Here is a 23883-nt window from a genome sequence, read left to right on the forward strand (position 1 = left end):
GTGTCATTAGTGTGTTTTTATTTTTACTACATTAAATTATAAGAGACTTCCTCTTCACTTTTACCTTTGAAATAGTATCAAAATTGTGAAGAGCACCTGTTCGTTTATACTAAAATTAATTAACCAATTCGTTTATAATCAAATAATTAGGCCTTTATTTGCTTGTTGTGATTAATTTTGTTCCATTTGGGCCTTTTTTTATGGGTTTTGGCCTTAGTTTTTCCAGTTACTAACTCAAAAAGTCATCTTAAACCCTTTTTTCCTTGAGGTAATGAATTTATTCTTTATAGCCTCGCCACTATAAAAATATTGACCTTAAGGTTAGGCTTTTGATTAGAAAGACTGTTAATCGGAAGTGCCCCTCAGTGCACTTAGCAAGATGTAGGTTTGTCTACAACAAACCCTAGTTTTCACTTTTGGTAAGCATTGGAACACCCCGCGGAACTTGGGGTGTTGGATGAGGGTAAGAGTTTATTTTTACTAATCTAAAATTTATCAAAGTTTGCCAGCATTTTTTCAATCTTCAGAAGTGATTCAGGAAATTTCATAGCTTTTTAAAAGATTAAGATGCTTATAAAAAAAATTATTTGATTATGTGTTCAAAAGCTTTCTAAACTAAAATTATCAGAAAAAAACATTAGTTTTACAGGGTCTCAAATCTTCAAAACTATGTGTTCATTTCAACAGATATTGCTTGTTGTTGCTTTTTTAACAGTCGTTATTGTTCAAGCACAAGCTCAAAGCAAAATTGCCCCGACTCATGCAGGAGTTTACTACTCCGGACTCAAGGGACAAGTTGCAATAGGAACTGATATTGAACAAAAATACTTTGGGGAGTTAAGATTTGGAGCTAATGACATCTTAGAAAGTCCATTTGGGATTGAGGCTTTAATTCATCGAAACCTTGTACGTGAGGAATGGTTTAATTTTCACTTAGGTTTAATGGTAGGCCCTTATTTCGAAAGTGGAAATATTAGGATAGGCGTCCCTATAGGTTTTACCATCAAGCCATTTGAAAATCACAGAAAACTTGCCTTTTTGATGGAAGCTACACCTAATGCGTTTGTTGATAATCTAGGTAGTTATATAAACCTTAGGGCTAATCTAGGTCTTCGTTACACTTTTCGCTAGATCCAAAATAACAGTAAATAAATCTACTCCACCTTCCTCAATACGGTAGAAGTAAAATAGATCCCATTTCATTTACAAGATTATTTTTTTAAATATGGTTTAGCTCTTTTGCAGTCATAATGAAATTCATTGTAGATTAAATTAGAAGCTCATAATTCATCTAAAGTTAATCTATCCTGACTTTTATAGTAGCACTAGCAATATTTCTAGCTTTGAAAATTCCCATCCCACCTTGAATATTGTTGTACACAAGTACTGGCTGAGAAAGAATATCACCTCTGTTATAATCCTGAAGTTCAACCGTATCTAAATAACGATAATACGCCTCTGATACATGAGCAAGGTTGACAAAGATATCTATGTCTATCCCTTTTGGAATACTTGTTCTGAAAACCACTTCCGAGTTTGGTCGAGGGATCAAAACATCCTGAAATAGTAGCACATTTCTTCTCCACATGTGTTCTTTTCTTAATGAAGGATTAATCGGCTCAGGATTTAACCCACCAATGTAAAAAAACTGTAGTGTGTCACCATTTATCAGTTGAATGTCACTCCCAAAATATCTTCCAGATATTTCATAATAATTCCTATCAGGAAGGTCATCAAAGCCAAGTGTAATCTCAACAATATGATTTTGTGGCCAGCTTGGTTCAGGTCCCAAGTCTTGGAAACTTAAAGATTTTATAGGTACATTTTCTGGAAAAACCTGAGAGCTCTTTACACTGGGTAAACCACCTGCTTCGGCGACTATTTCATATTTCTTACCAGGAATGATATTAGCGCCTGTTAGTTGATAAAAATAATTCTCCTCCCATGGCCTACTTTCATCAATAGCATTAAATACCATCTCATTTCCCTCCTCATCTCTTAAGACCACCCGAGCATTCCTCTCCGCAGGAAATGGATTTTCAAAATTTTCCCTTTCCAAAATATGCTGACTCCTTGACAAAAACACACGAATTGTATCCGTATTTTCCAAGGAAGCATTAAGTACTAAGCGTGGACCTGCATCAGGAAGATCCACTTCCAAAAATTGCTCGCAACTGGCAAAGGATAATACGATAAACAATAATAGGATAGTTCTCATAACTTAAAAGGTAAAACGGTAAGCAAATGAAGGAACAATTGGAAACAAACTAAACTGACGCAACTGGTTCCGCTGCAACTCCCAATTGTAGCCAATGTCCATATAGAAGGGGTTCAATCGACTGTATACATTATAAATGGATATATTCCACGTTCTTGTTCCCCAGCGTTTATCCTTATGAAAATTTATGGCCACATCCATCCGGTGATAATCTCTCATTTGAAAGTTATTTCGAGATTCAAAAAATTCCACACTCATCCCTCCAAAACGTTGATTATTCTCATTGATGACAGATAAGGCATCTTGGTAGCGCTGAGTTGGGACTGTTATGAAATTACCACTACCAAAAACCCAAGTTCCTGAAATGTCAATTCTATCTGTCAACTGATGAACTGCCGTGATACTTATATCGTGTCTGCGATCATAGCGAAAAGGAAACCACTCCCCACTATTCAAATCATCAAATCGTCTCTCCGTTTTGGATAGCGTATATCCTATCCAACCGGTAGTTTTTCCAGTCTTTTTTTGTAAAAACAGCTCCAAGCCATAACTGCGACCTTCTCCAGAAGTTACTTTACTTTCCCAGTTGGTTGTTGTATTTAAAAAAGATGCCCCATCCTCATACTCGATCACACCATCCATTGCCTTGTAATACGCCTCAGCACTGAACTCCAAGCCATATCCTAGTTTTTTGAAATATCCTGCGGCCACCTGCCAGCTTTCTTGCGGGCCAAATTGGTCAGTGGCTGGAACCCACAAATCGGTTGGAAGTCCGAGACCTGCATTGGTCAATAAGTGAACAAATTGAGCCATTTGTGCATAAGAAGCCTTCAAAGATGATGTTGCATCCAAAAGATATCGCATGGATACCCTAGGCTGTAAGGAAGTATACGTTTGACTTGATGCTAAAAAACTAGAAAAGTGTAGACCTGTATTAAATTTCCAACGATCTCCTATACTAAAATCGTCTTCAACATAGACAGACATTTCTTTGCTATCCGAAGGAGCTGTCCCTTCTCTGATTTCAGGTCGTTGGTTTTCTCTTGAAACAAACACACCTGGAGTAAACCTATGGTCTATAAGCATTGCCCCCCATCGAATATAGTGGTCAGGATTAGGGATAAAATCAAAATCAGCTTTGATGGCAAAATCTCTTATACCCGATGAGTATCGAGCTGTAAAAATGTCCGTTGTCGGTCTTCCAGCTGGGATGGGAGTAAACACTGACTCATAATCTGCAAAAAGACTAAATTCATATCGGGTAAATGTACCTGTGAAGTTGGCAAAGAGCCTTTCATTGAAAATATGGTTCCAGCGAACAGCTGCAATATTATTTCCCCAACCTAAACCAGACTTATCCTTATCGGTAATCGTCCCCCCTTGTGAATTCCATGAATATTGATAATTACTATATGCAACATCGTTTCCGCCATAATAGCTTAGATATAATCGGTTACGTTTGTTGAAAATGTGGTTAACCTTAGCATTAAAATCGTAAAAGAAGTACCCTACATCATCTTGGCCATCCGTACTTGAACGAATAATGGGCCTGGCAATTAAATCTAAATACGTCCTTCGCCCAGAGATCAAAAATGAAGTTTTATCTTTAGCTATTGGGCCTTCTAAAGTAAGCTTGGTAGCAATTAGCCCAATACTTCCTTCTCCTTTGATTTCCTTCATATTTCCTTCTTTCATGGTAATATCTACTACAGAAGAAAGCCTTCCTCCATAGCGTGCAGGAAATCCTCCCTTTGTCAATTCCACGTTATTGATAGCCCCATCATTGAAGATAGAAAAAAAACCAAATAAGTGACTAGCATTATATACAGGTACACCATCCAATAAAATCAAATTTTGATCTGGGCTCCCACCTCTCACATAAAGACCAGAAGCACCTTCTGAGCCTGACTGAACACCAGGCAGCAATTGAATTACTTTAAAAATATCTACTTCTCCCAAAAGGGCTGGAAGATTTTTTATCTCTCGCAGAGGCACATTGATTGAACCCATTGCCGTACTCTCCTGTATAGGGTCAGAGCGTTCACCTTCAATCACTACTTCTTTGAGAAATCCATACTGCTGGAGTTCTACCACTATCAAGGTATCTCGCTCCAAGGTGGTGGAAAGCTGAAATGGCTCGTACCCAACATAACTGAAAATTAAATCAATTTTTCGATCGGTAGGCGTATAGCTAAAAAAACCAAAGTTATTGGTGACAGCCCCTTTTTGGTTGGTTTTATCAAAAACATTGACACCGATCAGTGTTTCTCCATTACTGGCATCTTTGACTGTTCCACTGATGGTTATTTTCTGCCCAAAAGCTACACCTGAAACCAGTGTAAAGGCAAGTCCAATTAGTATGTTTTTCATATAGTATTAAACTAATAACTAAATGTACTGCCAATTATTCATTTAAAAAAGGGAAGACTTTCATGCTATTTTCCCTTTAAAGAAAATTAACGTTTTCAAAATTTTATAACTAGCCCAGTATTCAGTCCCCACTGACCAAAGGCTGGATTATTGCGGGAATTATGGATGCCAAAAGCTGCTCCTCCATTTTGATATCTTATAAAGGGTTGAATCTCATAAATTAACCAATTCGTGAGGTCTATTCTAGCAAATGGAGCCATATATAAGCTCACTTTATCCAAAGGATGATTAACAAATCCTTTAGACTCAACCTGAGATTCACCAAGTATTTCAGGATTTCTGATAGGTAACTGATCTATACTTGATTTATAGTTGGAACTAACAAAGACCGTTTGAAAAATCCCAGCATCTCCCCCAAAGCTAAATTTCCCTCTTGATTTAATGAATGAAGCCAATAGGGGAATATCCCATTGACTTACTTTATTTGAAAAGACATATAAAAATCTACTGTCGGCAGTTTCAGAGAATGCATTAACCATATATGAAAAGTCTTGGTATTGTAGACCGGTGATGATTCTCCATTGCTTATTTTTTGAAACATTAAATGCCCTCTGAATTCCGTAATTGGTTCCAAGTGTTATACTAGAGGATTCGTAAGTTACGTCAACGATTGTTGTGAAATCAGTTGGCGACAAAGTTGTGATTTCGTTTTTGTTAGTTAAAATGAATTTATTAAAGCCAACTTGAAACTTCCACTCATTATTATTTTGCGCAAATGACTCGTAGGCGCCAAAAACAATAAAGATGATTATAAGTGTGTTTTTCATTTAGCCTAAAATTTAAGAATATTTTCTATTTAATCTATCGATGGCATATTGCTTAACTGTCTTTAGCTTAAAATTGCAAGAGTTTTCAAAAAAAAATTGGCCTTGATATTTAAAATTTAGTATCCCTTTCTTTTCGCAAAAAGAAGTTTTAAAATCTATCTACAGTTTTAAAAACGTTTTAGTCATGGAGATTTATTATTGGACTGTGTTCTTAAAATTATTTAAACACAGCCCCAAATTGAACTATTCACTTTGATTTTTTTAGCTAAGAGAAGGCATGGGGTTCTATGAGATTTCTAATTTCCTTTAAAGGAATTTTTAAGGAACGTTACTTCTCTTAAAACTTAAATTTCAATCCTACCTGACCGACCAATCCGGAAATATCCGATTGATTGAAGTTTCGGTATTCCATATTGCTTACAATTCGGTAGCCTGCACCTACGTTGAATCGAACATGTTTGTGAAGGTTGATTTCCAAAAGGGCCGTTGGTTCGATTTGGAAGAAATTAGCTTCCCCTAAGCCTGCATCACCTGCCTCATTATCCATCTGAACTTCTCCATATCCTACAAAAATAGGAAATGTCATATGCACCAATTTGCTAGGTTTCCAGGTATATTCTGTAAATCCACCTACAGTCCAATAGTCCATATAAATACTGGTCACGGTTTCACTTTGTGGTCGTATTTGATTGAGAGAAGTATTGAAATAAGCACCGAAGGAAACGTTTTCTTTGATGCTGATACCTCCTCTAAGGTTGAAAATGCTCGCATTGCTGCCATCCATCTGAGTGAATCCAATCATTGGTACAAGGATAAAACTTAGATCTTCTTTGTTGATTGGTCCACTGTTTTCAAACAGCGTTTGTGGAGTTTCTTTTGTCTGAGCCATCAAAGGCTGTATGCTGAACAAGATTCCTACAATTAGTGCAGCAAATAATTGGGATGTTTTCATAAGATGTATTTTTTATAAATTTTAAGTTGGTTTCAGTTAGAATTCAAATTCGATTCGGTCGCCGCTATCTTCAAAGGTTAGTGTGTTGGAATTTCTGGAAATAAAATACCAGTCATCATCCAGTTCTGACAAAGGAGAGCTGGAAGGGAAATTCATCTCAAGTTCCAGTCTTCCATCATCCCTAAATACACGGTATGTGCCATTGATAGTGATACCGTCTAGTGTGGCTACTACGCTTCCATCGGTATTGAAAGAGAATCTGTAGGGAGAGAATTGATTGGTTTTATCTCTTCCATCTTCGATAAAACTGATAATGCGAACAGAAGACGAATTGGTAAACAGCTCACTGAGTTCATTGGCTGAACTTACAGTTGTCTCATTTTGTGAATTAGACTCATCCAAGAGTGAACATGCTGGCAACAGAACAATGAGTAAGTAAATAATTGTTAGTTTTTTCATGGGTAAGTTGGTTTAGTTTGATTTTTTAAAGGATTGGACAAAGCTTTTCTTTACAGATTAGCTGAATAGTTTGGTTTTATTTACTTGGTTTTCAAATCCCTAAAGGAGAATACACCCATTTTTAGTCCTACTTGAAATGTAAACGCATTTCCTGCACCTGGTACGCCTACTGCATTTTCTAGAGTATTGCCCATGATTCTGTAGCCAATACCAGCGTTTAAGCGGGCAAATCGGTGTAGGTTAATCTCAAGTAATGCACGTGGTTCGAAAAATAGTGTCTTGGTTTCGTCAAAGTCAAATCCACGGCCTTCATTGTCAATTTCTACTTCTTTTATTCCAACAGCTAAAGGAAAAGAAAAATGCACTAATTTGTTGGAGTATAGGGTGTATTCCACAAAACCACCGGCATTCCAAGAATCTAGATGTGCTCTAGGAGGTAAGGTTGTACCAAAAGAGGCAGGCCTTACGTCATTCAATAATTGCCCATAAAACCCACCGAATGTTAATTTATCATTCAGAACAATTCCTCCTCTAAATTGAAAGAATCCAGCAGTTTCTCCCGCAAGTTGAGTAACTTGGAATCCAGGCTCGATCATAAGGCCAATATTTGAAATACCAACGGTAGAATTGAAGAGGGTTTCTTGTTTGTCCTGTGCGAAACATTGGAATGTAACTGGAAATATGAAGGCAAATGATAGCAGTAATTTTTTCATCGTTGTGAACGTTTTTGTTAAATTCGAAAGGATTACGCTCTCAACTTTGAAAATGGTTGCCTGTGAAAATGAAAAAAAAGTATTTTTTTTTTATTAAGTCTCTTAAAAAAAAATAGTCATTCAAGGCAACCATGTTCAATACTCACTTCGTCATACTGTCGCAATGAATCTTCCAAATTCCTCTGAACTTCAAGAAGTCATCCGACAGTGCCTTTCCCATGATAGGAAAGCGCAACAGAAACTTTTTTCTACCTGCTATTCATTGGCGATGAATGTGAGTCGCCGCTATGCATCTAATTTGGAAGAAGCCAAGTCTTTGGTCAATGAAGGAATGCTGAAGGTTTTTCAACAATTGCACACCTATAATCCTGAATTGAGTTTTGGAGGATGGGTGCGTAGAGTCATGGTCAATACTGCAATTGACCATTTCAGAAAAGTTAAAGCTTATGAACAGCGTTTTCAGGATATTGATGGGAGAGAATTTACAGATGCTTATCAAACTAATGTAATTGATGAGTTAAGTGCTGAAGAATTACTGCGCTTGGTCCAGCAGCTGCCTCCAGCTTACCGGATAGTGTTCTCTTTGTACGCAGTAGAAGAATATACACACAAGGAAATTGCAGAAAAATTAGGCATTTCTGAAGGAACATCTAAATCAAATTACGCAAAGGCCCGAGCAAAGCTACAGCAGGCTCTGGCTGGATTATCACCGAAAAACACGAATCAACATGGACAGAGATAACAACTTTGAAAAAAAAATCAAGCAAAAGCTTGAGGAGGTCCATACACCGTATAAAGAAGATGCCTGGGCTGCTTTTACACCGATGCTTGATGTAGCAGTGCCAACTATTCCATGGTGGAGACGTTGGTTTATGCCTTATGCTTACAGCACATTGCTCTTTTTGCTAGCCTGGTTTTTATTTCCCACTAAAAAGCAGAGTGATTCTAACTATTCCAATGATTCTATCCTTTTGAGTGAAAACAAAATAGACACAGTAGTTCTACGTGATACTGTTTACATCATCGATACCTTATATATATACAAGACCGTTGTTGTTAGCCAAGAATCTCGCAAAATAGTACAGCAGGAAGAAGCTAGGGATAACTCAAATAATACAGTAGCAAAAATTCAGGTTCAAGAAACCAGAGAGTCTACTCAAAAAGATTCTACTTACAGTGCTGAAAAAAATAATGATTCAAATCTAGCTGCAAGAATACCAACAGTTTCCAATCAGAAGCCCTTAACCAATGAAGAAGTAAGTAGGGATGTGAAAGTTTATCAGGTTGGTGGTGAACAGGTAAGTTCTTCGAGTATAGTTTCCAGCGATTCGACTGCTCTTATTCAAAGTGGTTACCCAAATGTAAGGTCTTCAACTATCCTTGCGGCTCCCTCTGTTGCTCCCGAAGAAAACTTTGTCATGAAGCTGGAAAAAGAATTGGTGATAGGAGATACCAGTAATCTTATCAATAGCTATGATAAGTCCAAGCATAAGCCTTTTTTTAATTTAGAGGCGGGTTTGTCTTTACTGGTACCCGTGAGTAGAAATATTGACTATTATGTATCAAGCACCCAAAGCATTCAATTGGGGTTGGAATGGGTGAGTGGTTGGGGCATCTATGCAGGAGCAATTAGAAATTCTATGAAGGGAGAAATTGATGATGATGATATTCCTAATTTCCCCCAAGCTACTTTGGCTCAATTGCCTGGCAGGCCTTCTGATATTTCTATTATAGATGAAATTTATGTTACTAATCATCAATGGTTTTTCCCTCTTGAGTTGCGTTGGAGAAGTCTATACTACAGTGGATTTAGTTTTGAAAGTAGTATTGCAGTGGTTGGTAATTTGCTTCGCAAACAGGATTTTCAATATGAATTTGAGGAACGTTTAGGTATTGATGATCAGTTCGAAACTCTTAAAAAAAATCAATTTGGAATAAGTCATCTCAAGATTGGAATAGGTACTAACTATTTGCTCTCTCAGCGGATGGGCATGTATCTACGGTCACATTATTGGCTTCCTACATCTGGTACAGGACTTTTACAGAATAGAGTTCATGGTATGGAAATAGGGATTGGGTTGAATTATTTCTTTGGAAAGTAGCAGGAATTAGTTTAAAGAAATAGTACTATGACACCTTAATAATTTAAATAGGGATCTGTTTTAGGCCCCATCAAACATATCGCAAAGTTAAGCAAACTACCCACAAACAACCCTAAAGTCAAAACAAGAATACCCTTCGGCAGTTTGAAAAATCTCCACCCTAAATAGATATTTTTGTCGAAGGGTAGTATTTTTCAACCTATTCTTGTTTTTATTCACCGTTTGCTTGGCAGTAGGCTATCTGTTTTTGGTGAGTTAAAATCGAAAATAGATTTTTGAGTTATGGTTTGAAATAATTCAAATTCTATTTAATTTTAACTATCTAAAAAAAACAGTGTGTTTTATTAGGTGAGTGATTCGGTGATATTCAGACTGATGAAATTTGTAAAGTATTGATAATAAGAGGGTAGAGGTCAATGTTCATTTCCCTTCCTCTCTGCAAATGAAAATACTAATTGCCTGAAAAGTGTTAGTTAGAATTTTTTATTTTAATTCAGTAGCGAAATCAGTAGCGAAAAAGTTTTTTTAAGAGTTCTGTTATCAATTCGATTCAAAATGCTCTATTTCCTTTGTGAAGGTTATGTTTCTACAACGTTCGTTTATTTGCTCTTTTTTTTGTAATGGTTCATTGCTAAAACTTTAATTTTTTGAGGTGTCGTTGCGCTTCTCTTTCCACTTGGTCAAAATCGGGCAGAATTTTTATTTGTTCGTTCATCGAGCTTCTCCACCTCCCTTTGTATTGTGGCAATCGCTCCTCCAATTTTTTCGGAAAATTGGTGTAATTTTTTTTTTGCTTTTGCATTTGGCTTCAAATTCTGCTAAATATAAATCGGCATTCATTTCATGGACTTCCAACAAAAACCAGATGTCGTAAAAATCTCTTGCTTGCATACTTTTGAGTAAAGATTGAAAAAGAGTATCGATGATAATTATGGTATCTAGGCATTACAAATGGGGTTTGGGTTTATCTTAAATTTATCTGAATGAATTAAGGCCGGAATAAAGGCTTTTTCCTCTTTCAAAACTTAATGTTCACTGCTTCAGAGTAAAATCAGTGTATTGAATTTACTAATAATACTTCAACTAATTATTTTTTTAGGTGGTGATAACTATGTTTTTCACCAAAAATTTCGCTTAAAAAGCACAAAAAACAATCTTCAATATGAGTGAGGTGTTCTGTATATTTTGGAAAACAGGAAGTTTACATCCTATTTTCCCTTAACAAGTTATTTTCTCGATTGGGATGATATTGCGGATAAAAAAAAATCCAAAACCTTAATATACTTTAATGCTTAAACAGTAGGTCTTTTTAATTTACAAAAGGATTTTAATCAATCCAGTATGATCAAAAAAGGGTTATTGGCAACGCTTTTTTTCAACTAAATTAATTGCCAACAATATCATGATTTGCCTATCTACATGAAGTTTACATTATTCCTTTAGTGGAGTTATAGCGGTCAATACAGTAGCTTTAAATTAGTATATAATACATAGGAGCTTGATTGATATGGTAATTTAATTGCGTACTCTTTTTATCTGCATACCTATAATGAGTGGTTTATCTTAATGCAGTAACTGTTGAATTATCAATAGTTGCATGTGTATTTTTGATTTCAAGGAAATCTTTTCTACTATCATTGTAGCGTGTATTTTAGCAAAAAATAGTCACCTAAATGAGGACTTTGTTTGCCACACACAAATCATGAAGCAATTATTTAAAACTTGAAGAACTGTAGATTAAATGACACTCTCAACCATTATCATCCTCACCTTAACAATTGCCTTATTTATTTCACTGTATTGGAATCTTAGGCTCTACCAAAAGTATCAAAAAAAAATAAAGCCTAATTGGGAGATTTTAGAAGATCGATTGGTAAATCTTGGAATATCAATTCTGAGAGATGCTTCAGAAACAACTAAGCTCGGAGAAAGGATAGAAGCTTTGGAAAAAGATATACAAGCGATAAAAAAAACTGTCACAAAGACCTAAAGCCAATAATTTTGCTTTTTGGTTTCATAGAATTTCAAGCCCTTTGACACAAAACAATTCCCACTTATGTAAATGCTCAAACGATTGAAATAGACAATGTTTAGTTTGCGAATCTTAAGAAACAGGAATGTTTTTTCATCGGCTCAAAAAAAATTATAAATATTTCCTTTGCATTTTGAATCGAAAAAATCATAACTTTAAAATCTCAACAATTAAGTTAGAAACCGTTTAACCTTTATTTAAATCCTATTTAAATTCATCATTATGAAAAAGTTCATCGCTTTGTTCATGCTTGCCGGATTCTTATTCTCTCCGGTAATTACTAAAGCTCAAGATGCAGAAGAAGCTGCAGAAGAAACTACTGAAGTCGTGGAAGAAGCTACACCAGCAGCTCCTGCTGTGGTAGACGACGAAATCCTTGAAGAGGAAAAAGGCTTCCACCAAATCATCAAAGAAAAGTTTATCGAAGGTGATCCAGCATTCATGTCTCCGGTATTGATCTGTTTGATCCTAGGTCTAGCCATTGCATTGGAAAGAATCATCACGCTAAATCTTTCTACTACAAACACTAAAAAATTGTTGGCTAAAGTAGAAGAAGCTTTGGAACAAGGTGGTGTTGAAGCAGCGAAGGATGTTACTAAAAACACGAAAGGTCCTGTTGCCTCTATCTTTACCCAAGGTCTGATGAGATACTCAGAAGGTATTGAAATGGTAGAAAAATCAATTATTGCTTACGGTTCCGTAGAAATGGGTCGTTTGGAAAAAGGATTGGTTTGGATCTCCCTATTCATCTCCCTAGCTCCAATGTTGGGTTTCATGGGTACAGTAATCGGTATGATTAGTGCCTTCGATGCGATTGAAGCTGCCGGTGATATCTCTCCTTCCCTAGTAGCGGGTGGTATTAAAATCGCCCTTTTGACAACTGTTGCAGGTTTGATCGTTGCGATTATCCTTCAGTTGTTCTACAATTATTGTGTGGCTAAGATCGATTCTCTAGTAAATGACATGGAAGATGCTTCCATCTCTTTGGTAGATATCCTTGTGAGACATAAATTAACTAAATAATTTATAGTTAGCATTTGGCTCAACTAAAATTATTGTTAACTTTATAAAAAAAATCAACTATGGATAGTATAGATATCTTCTTATATATCGCAGACATCTTGGTTATTGCTGGGGTAATATTTGCAGTGGTGCTTCCACTGATCAAATCCCTAGATAACCCTGGTAGTCTTCTTAAAACAGGTGTTGGAGTAATCGCAATAGTAATAATATTCTTCATTGCTTACTCAATGTCTGGAGATGAGGTAGCTGCAAAATATGCGGCTGACCCGTTCAATTTAACTCCTGGAATGTCTAAATTCGTAGGAGGTACATTATTGACTACATATGCTTTGTTTATCATTGCTCTTGTAGGTATTGTAATTACTGAAATTAACAAAGCAATAAAATAATGGCTAGGAAAAAAGGTAGAATGTCACAGGAAGTGAATGCCGGCTCTATGGCTGACATCGCATTCCTATTGCTTATCTTCTTCTTGGTTACTACTACAATTGCTTCCGATAAAGGTATCCTAAACATCTTGCCTCCAAAGCAAGATCCAAACGTACCACCACCGGAAATTAAATTGAATGAGAGAAACATCTTCAATATTCTTGTAAATGCCAACGACCAATTACTGGTTGAAGGGGAATACAGAGAAAATACAGCTGGTCTCTCAGAGGATGTGAAGGATTTCCTTCTCAACTTCGGTAATCCTGATGAAGAAGCGTTAGCATTGTTCAATAGCTTGCCTCAATCATTGAGAAATAGAGCAAAAAGAGAATCTTCTTCTTCAGATCATCCAATGTCAGGTGGAGCTGTAGTTTCTATCAAGACGAATAGGGGTACAAGTTACGAAGTGTATTTGGATGTATTTGATCAAGTGAAGAAAGCTTACTTCGAAATCTATGGTGAACGAGTGGGTTTAACTGCTGAGCAGTATAGAACCTTAACTGGTAAAACACCTGCTGAGAAAGAATTATTGGATCGTGGTAAGGAAGGTATCCCTATGGCGATTTCTATTGCTGAACCAGATAAAATAGGAGGAAATTGATATGTCAAAGTTTAAGAAAAAAACCAACACATCGCAAAGTATTCCTACCTCTGCATTACCAGATATTATCTTCATGTTGTTGTTCTTCTTCATGGTGACAACAGTATTGAGAGAATCAGATATCTTGGTTGAGCAAAAGCTTCCTCAGATGACGCAGTTACAGAAATTAGAGAAAAAGACGTTAATCTCCTATCTCTATGTTGGTAAACCAAAAAATACTGCGTTGTATGGTACAGAACCAAGGATACAAGCAAATGATGTATTGATCGGAACAAAAGATATCCTTTTGTGGGTCAACCAAGAAAAAGATAAATTATCGGAAGCAGAAAGAGACCAAATCACCGTATCAATGAAAGTTGATAAGGAAGTGAAGATGGGGCCTATTTCTGATATTCAGTTCGAATTGCGTGAGGCCGATGCAAGAAAGCTCTTGTATGCGTCCACTGGTAGAATTGAAAATTAATCAAACTTCTTACAGTTAGTAAAGCTACTCCTTAGGGAGTAGCTTTTTTAATTTATACTCATGGCAGTAGTTAAATCTAAAGAAAAGAAGAAAATTCACTTTGCTTGGTCTATGTATGATTGGGCAAACTCTGTTTACAGTTTGGTGATCACTTCTACGATATTTCCTGTATATTTTAATTCTGTCACCACAACAGAAACGGGGGATTATACAGTTAAGTTCTTTGGACTTTCAGTGGAGAATACTGTTTTGTACTCCTATTCCATTTCTTTTTCATTCTTGGTAATAGCTTTCATTTCCCCATTGCTGTCTGGTATAGCTGATGCAAGTGGGAAGAAATTATTCTTCATGAAGTTTTTTGCCTATATGGGATCTTTGGCTTGTATGGGCTTATTCTTTTTTAATGGTCCCAACTTGGAATATGGTATTTTTTGTGCGGTGATAGCAAGTATAGGTCATGCAGGGAGTTTGGTGTTTTATAACGCATATTTGCCTGAGATTGCCGATGCTGATGAATATGACTTTCTCAGTGCCAAGGGTTTTTCCCTAGGATACATTGGTTCTGTCATTTTGCTAATCCTGAATCTTGTAATGATCCAAATGCCAGAATTGTTTGGTTTATCAAATGCGGCTCAAGCCTCCAAATGGTCTTTCTTAATTACTGGACTTTGGTGGGCTGGATTTTCACAAATTACTTTCAAATACCTTCCTGATAATCCTTATAAGAAAAAAGTTCCAAAAGAATTGTTTTGGAGAGGATATAATGAAATTCGTGTGATTTTTCAAGCGATTCGTGCTACTATTATTACTAAGAGATTTCTTTCAGCGTTTTTTTTCTACAGTATGGGGGTGCAAACAGTCATCTTTTTGGCAGCTTCCTTTGGGGATAAAGAATTGGGAATGGCAGGAGATAAACTGATCTTAACCATCTTGATTATTCAGATTGTTGCGATAGGTGGTAGTTATTTCTTCGCCTACCTATCCAAGTTTTATGGAAATAAGTTTTCTTTGATTACCATGGTCATGATTTGGATATTAGTCTGTGGAGGTGCTTATTATGTGGAAACGGAATATCAGTTTTATGCTTTGGCCTTTGTGGTTGGTTCGGTAATGGGAGGGATTCAGTCCCTTTCCCGAGCTACTTACAGTAAATTGATACCAGAATCTACAACCTTGCATGCATCCTATTTTAGCTTTTTTGATGTCACCGAAAAATTGGCAATTGTTTTTGGCACCTTTTCTTATGGGGTGATTGAACAAATTTCTGGAAGTATGCGAAACTCTTCCTTGGCTCTAGGGTTATTTTTCTTGGTAGGTTTAGGTTTTCTCCTGACCATTCGTATTCCTAAGCAGACCACTATTAATCCTAACCTACCTCCGCATGCGTAAGATTTTAGCAGGCTCCCAAATTAAAGACTTGGATCAACGATTTATTCAAGCAAAAGGCATGACTTCATTTGAATTGATGGAAGAAGCGGCTTGTGCATTTGTGGATTGGTTCATGGAACAACCTGTTTTAAAAAATAAACCTGTATTTATTTTCGCTGGGAAAGGTAATAATGGGGGGGATGGAGTGGCGATTGCGAGGTTATTGCACATATTAAGTTGTACCGTAACCTTGATTACTACTGCTCCGGTAAAAGATTCATCATCAGATAATCAGGAAAATATTTATCGCTTGCCTGAATCGCTCATTCCAATTCCATCTGATGTTTTTGATTGGGAAATTCCTACCCATGCAGTGTTGATTGATGCATTATTGGGGGTGGGTCTTAACCATCCCTTGGAGGGGAAAATGCAAGAAATCGCACAAAAAATCAATGAGAGTACTGGAATAAAAGTAGCCGTAGACATTCCTTCCGGATTACCAGCAGATGATATACTGGAAGGTACGGCGGTTTATGCAGATTATACAGTCACCTTCCAATTTCCCAAGCTTTCTTTACTTTTCCCCGAACATGCAGCTTTTGTAGGGAAATTGTATGTAGCTGATATTGGAATTTCCTCGGATTTTCAAAATCAGTTGGAGGGTTCATATTACTTACTCGACAAAGCTGATATTCCTGCTATGCACATCAAAAAAAATGATTTTATCCATAAAGGTGATATGGGTAAAGTGATGCTGATTGGGGGCAGCAAGGGAAAAGTTGGAGCCATATTGTTGGCCTCTCAGGCAGCCTTGAGAACAGGTTCTGGCTTAGTTTATGCGAATATTCCAGCAGATGAGCGTCTGACCTGTCAGGTGGCATTTCCAGAGATTATGTATAGTACAGAGTTATTAGAGGATTTGGACACGATTGGAGTTGGACCAGGTTGGGGAACCACCTTGTATCCAGAAGAACTTTCCCAACTTTTTCAAAAATATGCCTTCCCAATGGTCTTGGATGCAGATGCTATTAACCTAATGGCAAAATATCCCAAGTTATTAAATCAAATCCCGGCATATTCCATTCTTACCCCTCATTTGAAAGAGTTTGAGCGATTGGTAGGTCCTTGCCTTAACCATTTAGAGCGGTTGAAAAAAGCTTTGGAGTTGGCTACGACGTATCAGATAATTGTCGTGCTCAAAGGTGCGTATACCTGCATTTCAACACCGGAAGGCAATCAATATTTTAATACATCAGGTAATAAATACATGGCCACTGCTGGTTCCGGAGATGTATTGACGGGTATGATTACCTCTTTTTTGGGCCAAGGATATGCACCCATTCAAGCTGCTTTGGCGGGAGTTTTTCATCATGGTTTGGCCGGTGATATTGCAGCCAAATCCAAAAATCGGGGATTGATAGCTTCAGATATTGTTCGAAGTATTCCGCAGACCTTTATTGAATTGGGAATTGATTAATAGAACTTTTGTAGGCAAGGTAGAGTTGTTCAAGCAGTCAATTTATTTATGAAACAGGAAAAAGCGATTCTTTGGACGCTTGCAGCAATCAACTTTACGCACATCGTAGATTTTATGATCTTGATGCCATTGGGGCCTCAATTAATGCGAATTTTTGATATTAGCCCCAGTGCTTTTGGTTTATTAGTATCATCGTATACATTTAGTGCTGGATTAAGTAGTTTTCTTGGCGCTTTCTTTTTGGATAAATACGATCGTAGAAAAATTCTGCTATGGGTATTTGTCGGCTTTCTATTAGGGACAATTGCCTGTGCATTATCTCCTAATTATCCGATTTTATTACTTTCTCGGATTGTCTCAGGGTTATTTGGTGGCTTGACCTCCGCTTTGATTTTAGCGATTATTGGAGATGTAGTGCCCGATGAACGTAGGGGACGCGCTATGGGATTGGTAATGGCAGCATTTTCGGTAGCCTCTGTTTTTGGCGTACCCTTTGGATTATTTATTGCTAGTTTGACCAATTGGCATGCTCCATTTTTCTTTTTAGCTGGCCTATCACTACTGATTTTGGTTTTAATTTATCGATTTATCCCCAGTATCACCGAACACCTGCATACGGGAAAGGCCAAACCAAGTCCGCTTCAGGTAGTACAACGGGTGACAGGTAATGCGAATCAAATGCGGGCAATTACCTTGACTATCATGATGATGTTGGGACAATTTACCATCATACCATTTCTAAGTCCCTACATGGTGGCTAATGTTGGATTTACGGATATGGAACTGACCTATATTTATATTTTTGGCGGGTTATTGACTATTTTCACTTCTCCATGGGTTGGTAAATTGACGGATCGATACGGCAAGGTAGAAGTATTTACTGTTTTTATGTCCTTAAATGTCATTCCAATTGCAATCATTACTCATTTGGGAGTTACACCGATTCCTTATGTATTGTTGGTTTCAACATTCTTTTTTATTACTAGCAATGGGCGTATGGTGCCCGCAGCTGCACTTATTACCGGTACTGCACGTCCTGAGAATCGTGGTAGTTTTCTAAGCTTCAATTCAGCAGTGCAGCAATTGGCTGCTGGTGCAGCTTCCTTCTTGGCAGGACTGATCTTAGCTGAAGGGGTTAATGGAGAGTTGCTGAATTTTGAAAAAGTGGGGTATATCGCTATTGTACTAAGTTTGCTTTGCCTGCCTTTGATTCGTAGGATTAAGGTAGTGGATGAAGCCTGATTTTTGATCGAGAAAAAATGGATGTATTTCATCAAGTAAACGGATTACTTTCTAATACTGCCTTTTTTTGCTTTTTAGCTAGTTTATTATAAATCGCTTGACATTATTCTTCTTAAGATTGATTTTTATGATTCACTTGAGTTAAATAATCCCCCAAACCTTCCAAATTTGGGGGATGTTTTACGTTTGATTCTAGTGATGCTTAAAACTCCGCATGTCCAGGAGTTCTCGGGAAGGCAATGACGTCACGGATATTACCCATGCCTGTGACAAAAAGAACTAAGCGCTCAAAACCTAACCCAAAGCCTGCATGAGGTGTGGCCCCAAATCTACGGGTATCCAAGTACCACCACATTTCTTCTGTGGGAATATGCATCTCTTCCATGCGCTGAGTCAATTTTTCCAAGCGCTCCTCCCGCTGAGAACCACCGACGATTTCACCGATGCCTGGGAAGAGGATATCCATGGCCGCTACGGTTTTTCCATCATCGTTTTGACGCATGTAGAATGCCTTGATTTCTTTTGGATAGTCCGTTAAGATTACGGGTTTTTTGAAATGCTTCTCAACCAAATAGCGCTCATGCTCGGACTGCAAGTCCACACCCCAATCTTCCACTAGATACTGGAATTTCTTCTTTTTATTATGGTTGGAATTTCTTAGGATATCTATAGCTTCCGTGTAGGTCAGTCTCTGAAATTCGTTAGTCACCACAAATTGTAGCCTTTCCAATAGCCCCATTTCGGATCGTTGATCTGCTTTTTTGGATGCTTCTTCTTCAGCTGCTCTTTTGTCCAAGAACTCTAAATCATCTTGACAGTTTTCCAAAGCGTAGTTGATGACATATTTTAAGAAGTCTTCTGCTAAATTTTGGTTGTCTTCCGCATCATAAAAAGCCATTTCCGGCTCTATCATCCAAAATTCTGCCAAGTGACGGGCAGTATTGGAGTTTTCTGCACGGAAAGTAGGACCAAAAGTATAAATTTCACCTAATCCCATTGCTGCTAATTCCCCTTCCAGCTGTCCGGATACGGTTAGATTGGTTTCTCGCTCGAAGAAGTCTTCTTTATAATTGATAGACCCATCCTCATTTAAGGGAGGGTTTTTCAAATCCAAGGTAGTTACTTTAAATGTCTCACCAGCTCCTTCCGCATCAGATGCGGTGATGATAGGGGTATGGATATAGAAGAAGCCTTTGTCGTTAAAGTATTTGTGAACTGCAAATGCCAATGCATGACGCACACGGAAGACTGCACCAAAGGTGTTGGTGCGCATCCTCAGGTGGGCGATTTCTCTAAGAAACTCTAAAGAGTGTTTCTTGGGTTGTAAAGGATATTTTTCTGCGTCTGCTTCGCCCAACACTTCAATCTGTGTCGCTACCAATTCAGTGGACTGTCCGGCGCCTTGGGAAGCTACTACGCTGCCGGTGATTTTCAAGCATGCGCCAGTAGTAGCTTTTTTCAACAGTTCTTCGTCGATTTGATTAGGATCAGCTACCACTTGATAGTTTTTGATTGTAGAACCATCGTTGAGCGCAATGAAGGAAACATTCTTATTGCTTCGTTTGGTCCGTACCCAACCCATCAGAACAATCTCCTTACCTACATAATCTTGAGTCAAGAGTTCCTGTATTTTCACTCGTTTGTTGAACGCCATATTATTGGTTTTTAAAAGCTTAAATTGAATGCTTACGAATGCACATGCTTGCGTAAGGAATGCAAAAAAACGATATAATACGCTTTTTATCAAAAAATACTTCTTATTTCCTAAATTTGAATTCTCGCAAGTGACAAGTTCTATTTACACTCGCGTTTAATTCTTCGGTTAACAACTATGCAGAAATTACATTTAAGTCAGATACTTTCCCAAAAGCTCTCTCCGCAGCAGATTCAATTTATCAAATTGTTGCAGGTGCCTACTGCTGAATTGGAAGCTCGAGTAGAGGAGGAGTTGGAAATCAATCCGGCTTTGGAAGAAGGCAGGGAAGAAGATTCAAAGGCTGAGGACGATGATTTCGGAGATAATTTTGAGGAATCATATGAAGGGGAGCAAGATAAAGATATCAATCTAGACGATTACTTAAGCGATGACTATGGGGGGTATAAAATGCAGGGCGATGGTAATTATTCTCCTGATGAAGAAGATCGGGACATCCCACTTTCTAGTGGTGTATCCTTGCAAGAGCAGTTGGTGACTCAATTGGGTTTTCTCAAGTTAAATGAGCGTGAGAGGCTTATTGGTTTGCAGCTTATCGGTAGCATAGAAAATGATGGATATATCAGAAGAGACTTAGAAGCCATCATCAATGACTTGGCTTTTGGGCAAAATATTGAGTCTGATATTGATGAAGTCGAGGAGATTTTAAGGAAAATTCAATCTTTTGATCCTGCGGGAATTGCTGCTCGAAACCTACAAGAATGTTTGCTGATTCAACTGGAAAGAAAAGAGCATCCGGAAGATATCGTTGTGCAAACAGCCATTAAAATTGTAGCAGATAATTTTGATGAGTTTACCAAAAAGCATTATGATAAAATTCAGAAAAGGCTGGATATAGATGATGAGTTGCTAAAAGACGCTGTTGGAATGATCACCCGATTGAACCCAAAGCCAGGAGGGATTTCCGATGGACTTGTCAAAACACAATATATCATTCCGGACTTTATTCTGACCAATATTGACGGTAAATTGGAAATTTCCTTGAACTCACGCAATGCGCCTGAGTTACGCGTAAGTCGATCGTATTCCGAAATGTTTGATGCGTATGACAAAAGCGACAAGAAGGATAAAAAACTAAAGGAAACTGTAAGTTTTGTCAAGCAAAAACTGGATTCAGCTAGATGGTTTATCGATGCTATTAAACAACGACAGCAAACCCTCCTAAGGACTATGCAGGCGATTTTGGATTATCAGACAGAATTTTTCTTGGAGGGAGATGAGACCAAACTGAAGCCGATGATTCTTAAAGATATTGCGGAGAAAATCGAAATGGATATTTCTACAGTTTCCAGAGTAGCCAATAGTAAATCCATCCAAACAGAATTTGGGATTTACCCGCTTAAGTATTTCTTCTCAGAAGGGATTGCTACAGACTCAGGTGAGGATGTTTCAAACAAAGAGGTGAAAAGTGTGTTGCAAGAAATGGTGGATCAAGAAGACAAGCGCAAGCCGCTTTCGGATGATAAACTTGTAAAACTATTGAACGATAAAGGCTATAATATTGCCCGCAGGACAGTTGCCAAGTATCGAGAGCAATTGCAAATTCCTGTAGCAAGATTAAGGAAGGAGTTATAAGTTGGCAAAAAAAGGAGCAATTTTTATTTCCTATGTACTGCAACCCTTGGTCATTCCGACCTTGATCATTCTGTTTGTAGCTACGAAGGCTTCTTATTGGCTAAAACTGCCAGTGTATGATTTTAATCAGATGATACTAGCGGTAGCTGCTACCACTTTTCTAATCCCTTTATTGATTTTATTAGCCATGCGCTGGTCTAATCTTATTCCGTCTTTTCAATTGCCTGAAAAGGAAGATCGCTTCTTTCCATTTGTATCGGTATCCGTCCTGTACATGATGGCTACTTACTTTTTTCATTTAAAGCTGCAGGCAGCTCCTCCCTTAGTATTTTTACTTTCGATCATCACAATAGCCTTGGTGTTGCTGACGACAATCACCTATTTCTGGAAAATCAGTGCCCACATGGTTGCCATAGCAGGTTTGATGGGAGTTGTTGCTGCCTTTGCTGTTAAAGCACCTCAATTAGGTTTGGTCAACTACCTTATCGGAGCAGTCTTACTCAATGGACTGGTAGCGACAAGTAGGTTGTATCTCAATGCCCATACCCCCGCTCAAATTACAGCAGGGTTTGCCTTGGGGTTTGTGATCAATTTCTTTCCGTTGTACTATTTGATTTGATAGGGGAAAAAAATCAGTCCAACGATCGACCTATTATTAGAGGCTTTTCATTGGACTGATTGTAAGGAATGATTATTTATCTGAAATAATATGCCGCTTAGAATAATGCTACCGATATACCAAAGTTAAATTGTGTAGCCTCTGTTCTAAAAGGTCCACGATCTGTTTCGAACAACGGACTCAAAGCATAATGTGCCCAAGCATTGAATCCACCGGAACCTATGCGCGTATAAACTCCATACCTAAATGGGTTAATTCCAAAAGGCTGCCTGTCTTTCACCTGACGTGTGAGATCATCTGCATCTGTGAATCGGATTTTGGTTTGAGCTTTTAATGCATAACCTACCTTGGCACCAATGGCTATTTTGAAACTCTTATTATAATTGCGCTTATTGAAATGGTAGCGTAGCTCTAGAGGAACATCGAAATATGTCACCGTTAGATTATTGCTTTGTAAAGTAATATCCTCCCCATATATGGAGCTTACAGCGATTAATCTGCTGGAATTTGGTCCAATTTCAGGATTATTGAATAAGTTTCTCCCGTTGGTAAAGTTCAATTTATCAACACCAACACCAAGACCTGGATTGAATGTAAAACCGGAACCTTCTCCAAAGACATTGAAAGGTAATTGATAATATGCATTGAATGTACGTGAACGCATGATACGGGTATTCAAATCAGAGGGGCGGTTATTGAGTACATTTAATCCAACCTCTACAAACAGATCACCTTTGATGTCAGGTCTTCCTCCAATGGGGGTTCTAGCTCTTTCTTTGATTTCTTCTTCTTGTGCGTAAGCAGTAAAAATGGTTCCTATTGAAAGTATTAATAAGAGTAATTTTTTCATTGGTTTTAATTGGTTTTTAATATCGTCAAGTGTCTTACTGATGTTGAAAGAACAATTGAAGCAGTCCTTGAGTAAACGTTGGTTATGCGAAAATCAATATTGTTTGGTGAAATGAATAATCCTGACAATTCTGATAAAATGAAAGTTATATTCTAATTCGGGGCCTAAATTAGAAAAACATCTCGTTACTTCGATTTCTTTTATCTTAATTATTCTTAAGTGTAGCTTTCATTCTATTTAATGCGAAAAAAAATCATGTGAAATTATTTTTGGAAATATAAAAACCATCATTACTTTTGCAGTCCCAATTGGCCTCGTAGCTCAACTGAATAGAGCACCTGATTACGGCTCAGGAGGTTTCAGGTTTGAATCCTGACGAGGTCACCAAAAACCCTGAAATGTCAGGGTTTTTTCTTCTTACTGAATATTGATTACAAAGTTGAATGAAGGTGACAACTCTTTTAAAATACTATGAAAGTATTTATTTTGACATAGAGAGTTGGTAAAGACGTTCCAAAAAAAACGTCTCAAAAATAAAATCACAGATTTTCAGGGTATTGAACTAAAGTTGATAAAATTTTACTCATAGCTCTTGACTAGTCGAATATTCTTCTTACCTTTGCAATCCTGTTCGGGAAAACAGCAAAAGATTTACGGTAGAATAGGAGTAGAGAGATGAGCGGTAAAGACTGCTTACGAGCTATCTAGAGAGATAGGGAAGTTCTTTGAAGTATTGGACGAAAAAGATTAGAAATTAAACAGCAAGAACCTGAGATCTTATAGGAATAAAATGACTATAGGAATATAAGTCGGAAAAAACTTTACAATGGAGAGTTTGATCCTGGCTCA

At 37.5% G+C, this 23883-nt stretch carries 21 protein-coding genes and 1 tRNA gene; 13 read left to right on the forward strand and 9 right to left on the reverse strand.

Annotation, left to right across the window (positions count from 1 at the left end; all coding sequences use genetic code 11):
- Positions 1–669: 669 nt before the first annotated feature.
- Positions 670–1131, forward strand: a complete 462-nt coding sequence (locus tag ACXIUD_RS06655) for a hypothetical protein (RefSeq protein WP_458051844.1) — start codon at positions 670–672, stop codon at positions 1129–1131.
- A 166-nt stretch (positions 1132–1297) separates the two neighbouring features.
- Here ACXIUD_RS06655 and ACXIUD_RS06660 read toward each other — a convergent pair whose 3' ends face one another.
- From ACXIUD_RS06660 to ACXIUD_RS06685, 6 genes are all read right to left on the reverse strand, one after another.
- Entirely contained in the window at positions 1298–2218 is a 921-nt protein-coding gene (locus tag ACXIUD_RS06660; RefSeq protein ID WP_458051845.1) for a DUF4249 domain-containing protein, read from the reverse strand.
- Between the two features lie 3 nt (positions 2219–2221).
- Positions 2222–4588: a TonB-dependent receptor gene (locus tag ACXIUD_RS06665; protein WP_458051846.1), complete on the reverse strand. Its 2367-nt coding sequence runs from the start codon at positions 4586–4588 to the stop codon at positions 2222–2224.
- Between the two features lie 95 nt (positions 4589–4683).
- Complete coding sequence (locus ACXIUD_RS06670) at positions 4684–5415, reverse strand: hypothetical protein (RefSeq protein WP_458051847.1); 732 nt, start codon at positions 5413–5415, stop codon at positions 4684–4686.
- Positions 5416–5752: 337 nt separating this feature from the next.
- Positions 5753–6367, reverse strand: coding sequence for a hypothetical protein (locus tag ACXIUD_RS06675; RefSeq protein ID WP_458051848.1), 615 nt, complete (start codon positions 6365–6367; stop codon positions 5753–5755).
- Positions 6368–6403: 36 nt separating this feature from the next.
- Entirely contained in the window at positions 6404–6826 is a 423-nt protein-coding gene (locus ACXIUD_RS06680; RefSeq protein WP_458051849.1) for a hypothetical protein, read from the reverse strand.
- 80 nt (positions 6827–6906) lie between these two features.
- Positions 6907–7539: a hypothetical protein gene (locus ACXIUD_RS06685; protein ID WP_458051850.1), complete on the reverse strand. Its 633-nt coding sequence runs from the start codon at positions 7537–7539 to the stop codon at positions 6907–6909.
- A 163-nt stretch (positions 7540–7702) separates the two neighbouring features.
- Here ACXIUD_RS06685 and ACXIUD_RS06690 point away from each other — a divergent pair, with 163 nt between their 5' ends.
- Together ACXIUD_RS06690 and ACXIUD_RS06695 are read left to right on the forward strand one after the other, a co-directional pair.
- Positions 7703–8281, forward strand: coding sequence for an RNA polymerase sigma factor (locus ACXIUD_RS06690; protein ID WP_458051851.1), 579 nt, complete (start codon positions 7703–7705; stop codon positions 8279–8281).
- Complete coding sequence (locus tag ACXIUD_RS06695) at positions 8268–9641, forward strand: hypothetical protein (protein WP_458051852.1); 1374 nt, start codon at positions 8268–8270, stop codon at positions 9639–9641. The genes ACXIUD_RS06690 and ACXIUD_RS06695 overlap by 14 nt, the downstream gene beginning before the upstream one ends.
- A gap of 711 nt (positions 9642–10352) precedes the next feature.
- Here ACXIUD_RS06695 and ACXIUD_RS06700 read toward each other — a convergent pair.
- Positions 10353–10532: a nucleotidyl transferase AbiEii/AbiGii toxin family protein gene (locus ACXIUD_RS06700; protein WP_458051853.1), complete on the reverse strand. Its 180-nt coding sequence runs from the start codon at positions 10530–10532 to the stop codon at positions 10353–10355.
- A 1363-nt stretch (positions 10533–11895) separates the two neighbouring features.
- On the opposite strand from ACXIUD_RS06700, the gene ACXIUD_RS06705 reads away from it, so the two are divergent.
- The 7 genes from ACXIUD_RS06705 to ACXIUD_RS06735 are packed head-to-tail and all read left to right on the forward strand — an operon-like array spanning position 11896 to position 18276.
- Complete coding sequence (locus ACXIUD_RS06705) at positions 11896–12696, forward strand: MotA/TolQ/ExbB proton channel family protein (protein ID WP_458051854.1); 801 nt, start codon at positions 11896–11898, stop codon at positions 12694–12696.
- 59 nt (positions 12697–12755) lie between these two features.
- A complete protein-coding gene (locus ACXIUD_RS06710; protein ID WP_458051855.1) occupies positions 12756–13085 on the forward strand; it encodes a hypothetical protein in 330 nt (109 codons plus the stop codon).
- Complete coding sequence (locus tag ACXIUD_RS06715) at positions 13085–13726, forward strand: ExbD/TolR family protein (RefSeq protein ID WP_458051856.1); 642 nt, start codon at positions 13085–13087, stop codon at positions 13724–13726. Before ACXIUD_RS06710 ends, ACXIUD_RS06715 begins: the two co-directional genes overlap by 1 nt.
- 1 nt (position 13727) lies before the next feature.
- Positions 13728–14189, forward strand: coding sequence for an ExbD/TolR family protein (locus ACXIUD_RS06720; protein ID WP_189580248.1), 462 nt, complete (start codon positions 13728–13730; stop codon positions 14187–14189).
- 60 nt (positions 14190–14249) lie between these two features.
- Positions 14250–15578: an MFS transporter gene (locus ACXIUD_RS06725; protein ID WP_458051857.1), complete on the forward strand. Its 1329-nt coding sequence runs from the start codon at positions 14250–14252 to the stop codon at positions 15576–15578.
- Positions 15571–17034, forward strand: coding sequence for an NAD(P)H-hydrate dehydratase (locus ACXIUD_RS06730; RefSeq protein WP_458051858.1), 1464 nt, complete (start codon positions 15571–15573; stop codon positions 17032–17034). The genes ACXIUD_RS06725 and ACXIUD_RS06730 overlap by 8 nt, the downstream gene beginning before the upstream one ends.
- Positions 17035–17082: 48 nt before the next feature.
- The gene (locus tag ACXIUD_RS06735) at positions 17083–18276 is read left to right on the forward strand and encodes an MFS transporter (RefSeq protein WP_458051859.1); all 1194 of its coding nucleotides are present in this window, start codon (positions 17083–17085) and stop codon (positions 18274–18276) included.
- Between the two features lie 202 nt (positions 18277–18478).
- On the opposite strand, the gene asnS is transcribed toward ACXIUD_RS06735, so the two are convergent.
- The gene (gene asnS / locus ACXIUD_RS06740) at positions 18479–19930 is read right to left on the reverse strand and encodes an asparagine--tRNA ligase (RefSeq protein ID WP_458051860.1); all 1452 of its coding nucleotides are present in this window, start codon (positions 19928–19930) and stop codon (positions 18479–18481) included.
- Positions 19931–20107: 177 nt separating this feature from the next.
- Between asnS and rpoN the strand changes: the two genes are divergently transcribed.
- Positions 20108–21565, forward strand: coding sequence for an RNA polymerase factor sigma-54 (gene rpoN / locus ACXIUD_RS06745; RefSeq protein ID WP_458051861.1), 1458 nt, complete (start codon positions 20108–20110; stop codon positions 21563–21565).
- A 1-nt stretch (position 21566) separates the two neighbouring features.
- The gene (locus ACXIUD_RS06750; RefSeq protein WP_458051862.1) at positions 21567–22184 is read left to right on the forward strand and encodes a PA-phosphatase; all 618 of its coding nucleotides are present in this window, start codon (positions 21567–21569) and stop codon (positions 22182–22184) included.
- Between the two features lie 97 nt (positions 22185–22281).
- Here the strand turns inward: ACXIUD_RS06750 and ACXIUD_RS06755 are convergent, their stop codons facing one another.
- Positions 22282–23034 (reverse strand): porin family protein, encoded by a 753-nt coding sequence (locus ACXIUD_RS06755; protein ID WP_458051863.1) that lies wholly within the window; start codon positions 23032–23034, stop codon positions 22282–22284.
- Positions 23035–23344: 310 nt separating this feature from the next.
- Here ACXIUD_RS06755 and ACXIUD_RS06760 point away from each other — a divergent pair.
- Positions 23345–23421, forward strand: a tRNA-Arg gene (locus ACXIUD_RS06760).
- Positions 23422–23883 lie beyond the last annotated feature (462 nt).

It is taken from the genome of Mongoliitalea sp. (genome assembly GCF_054166905.1).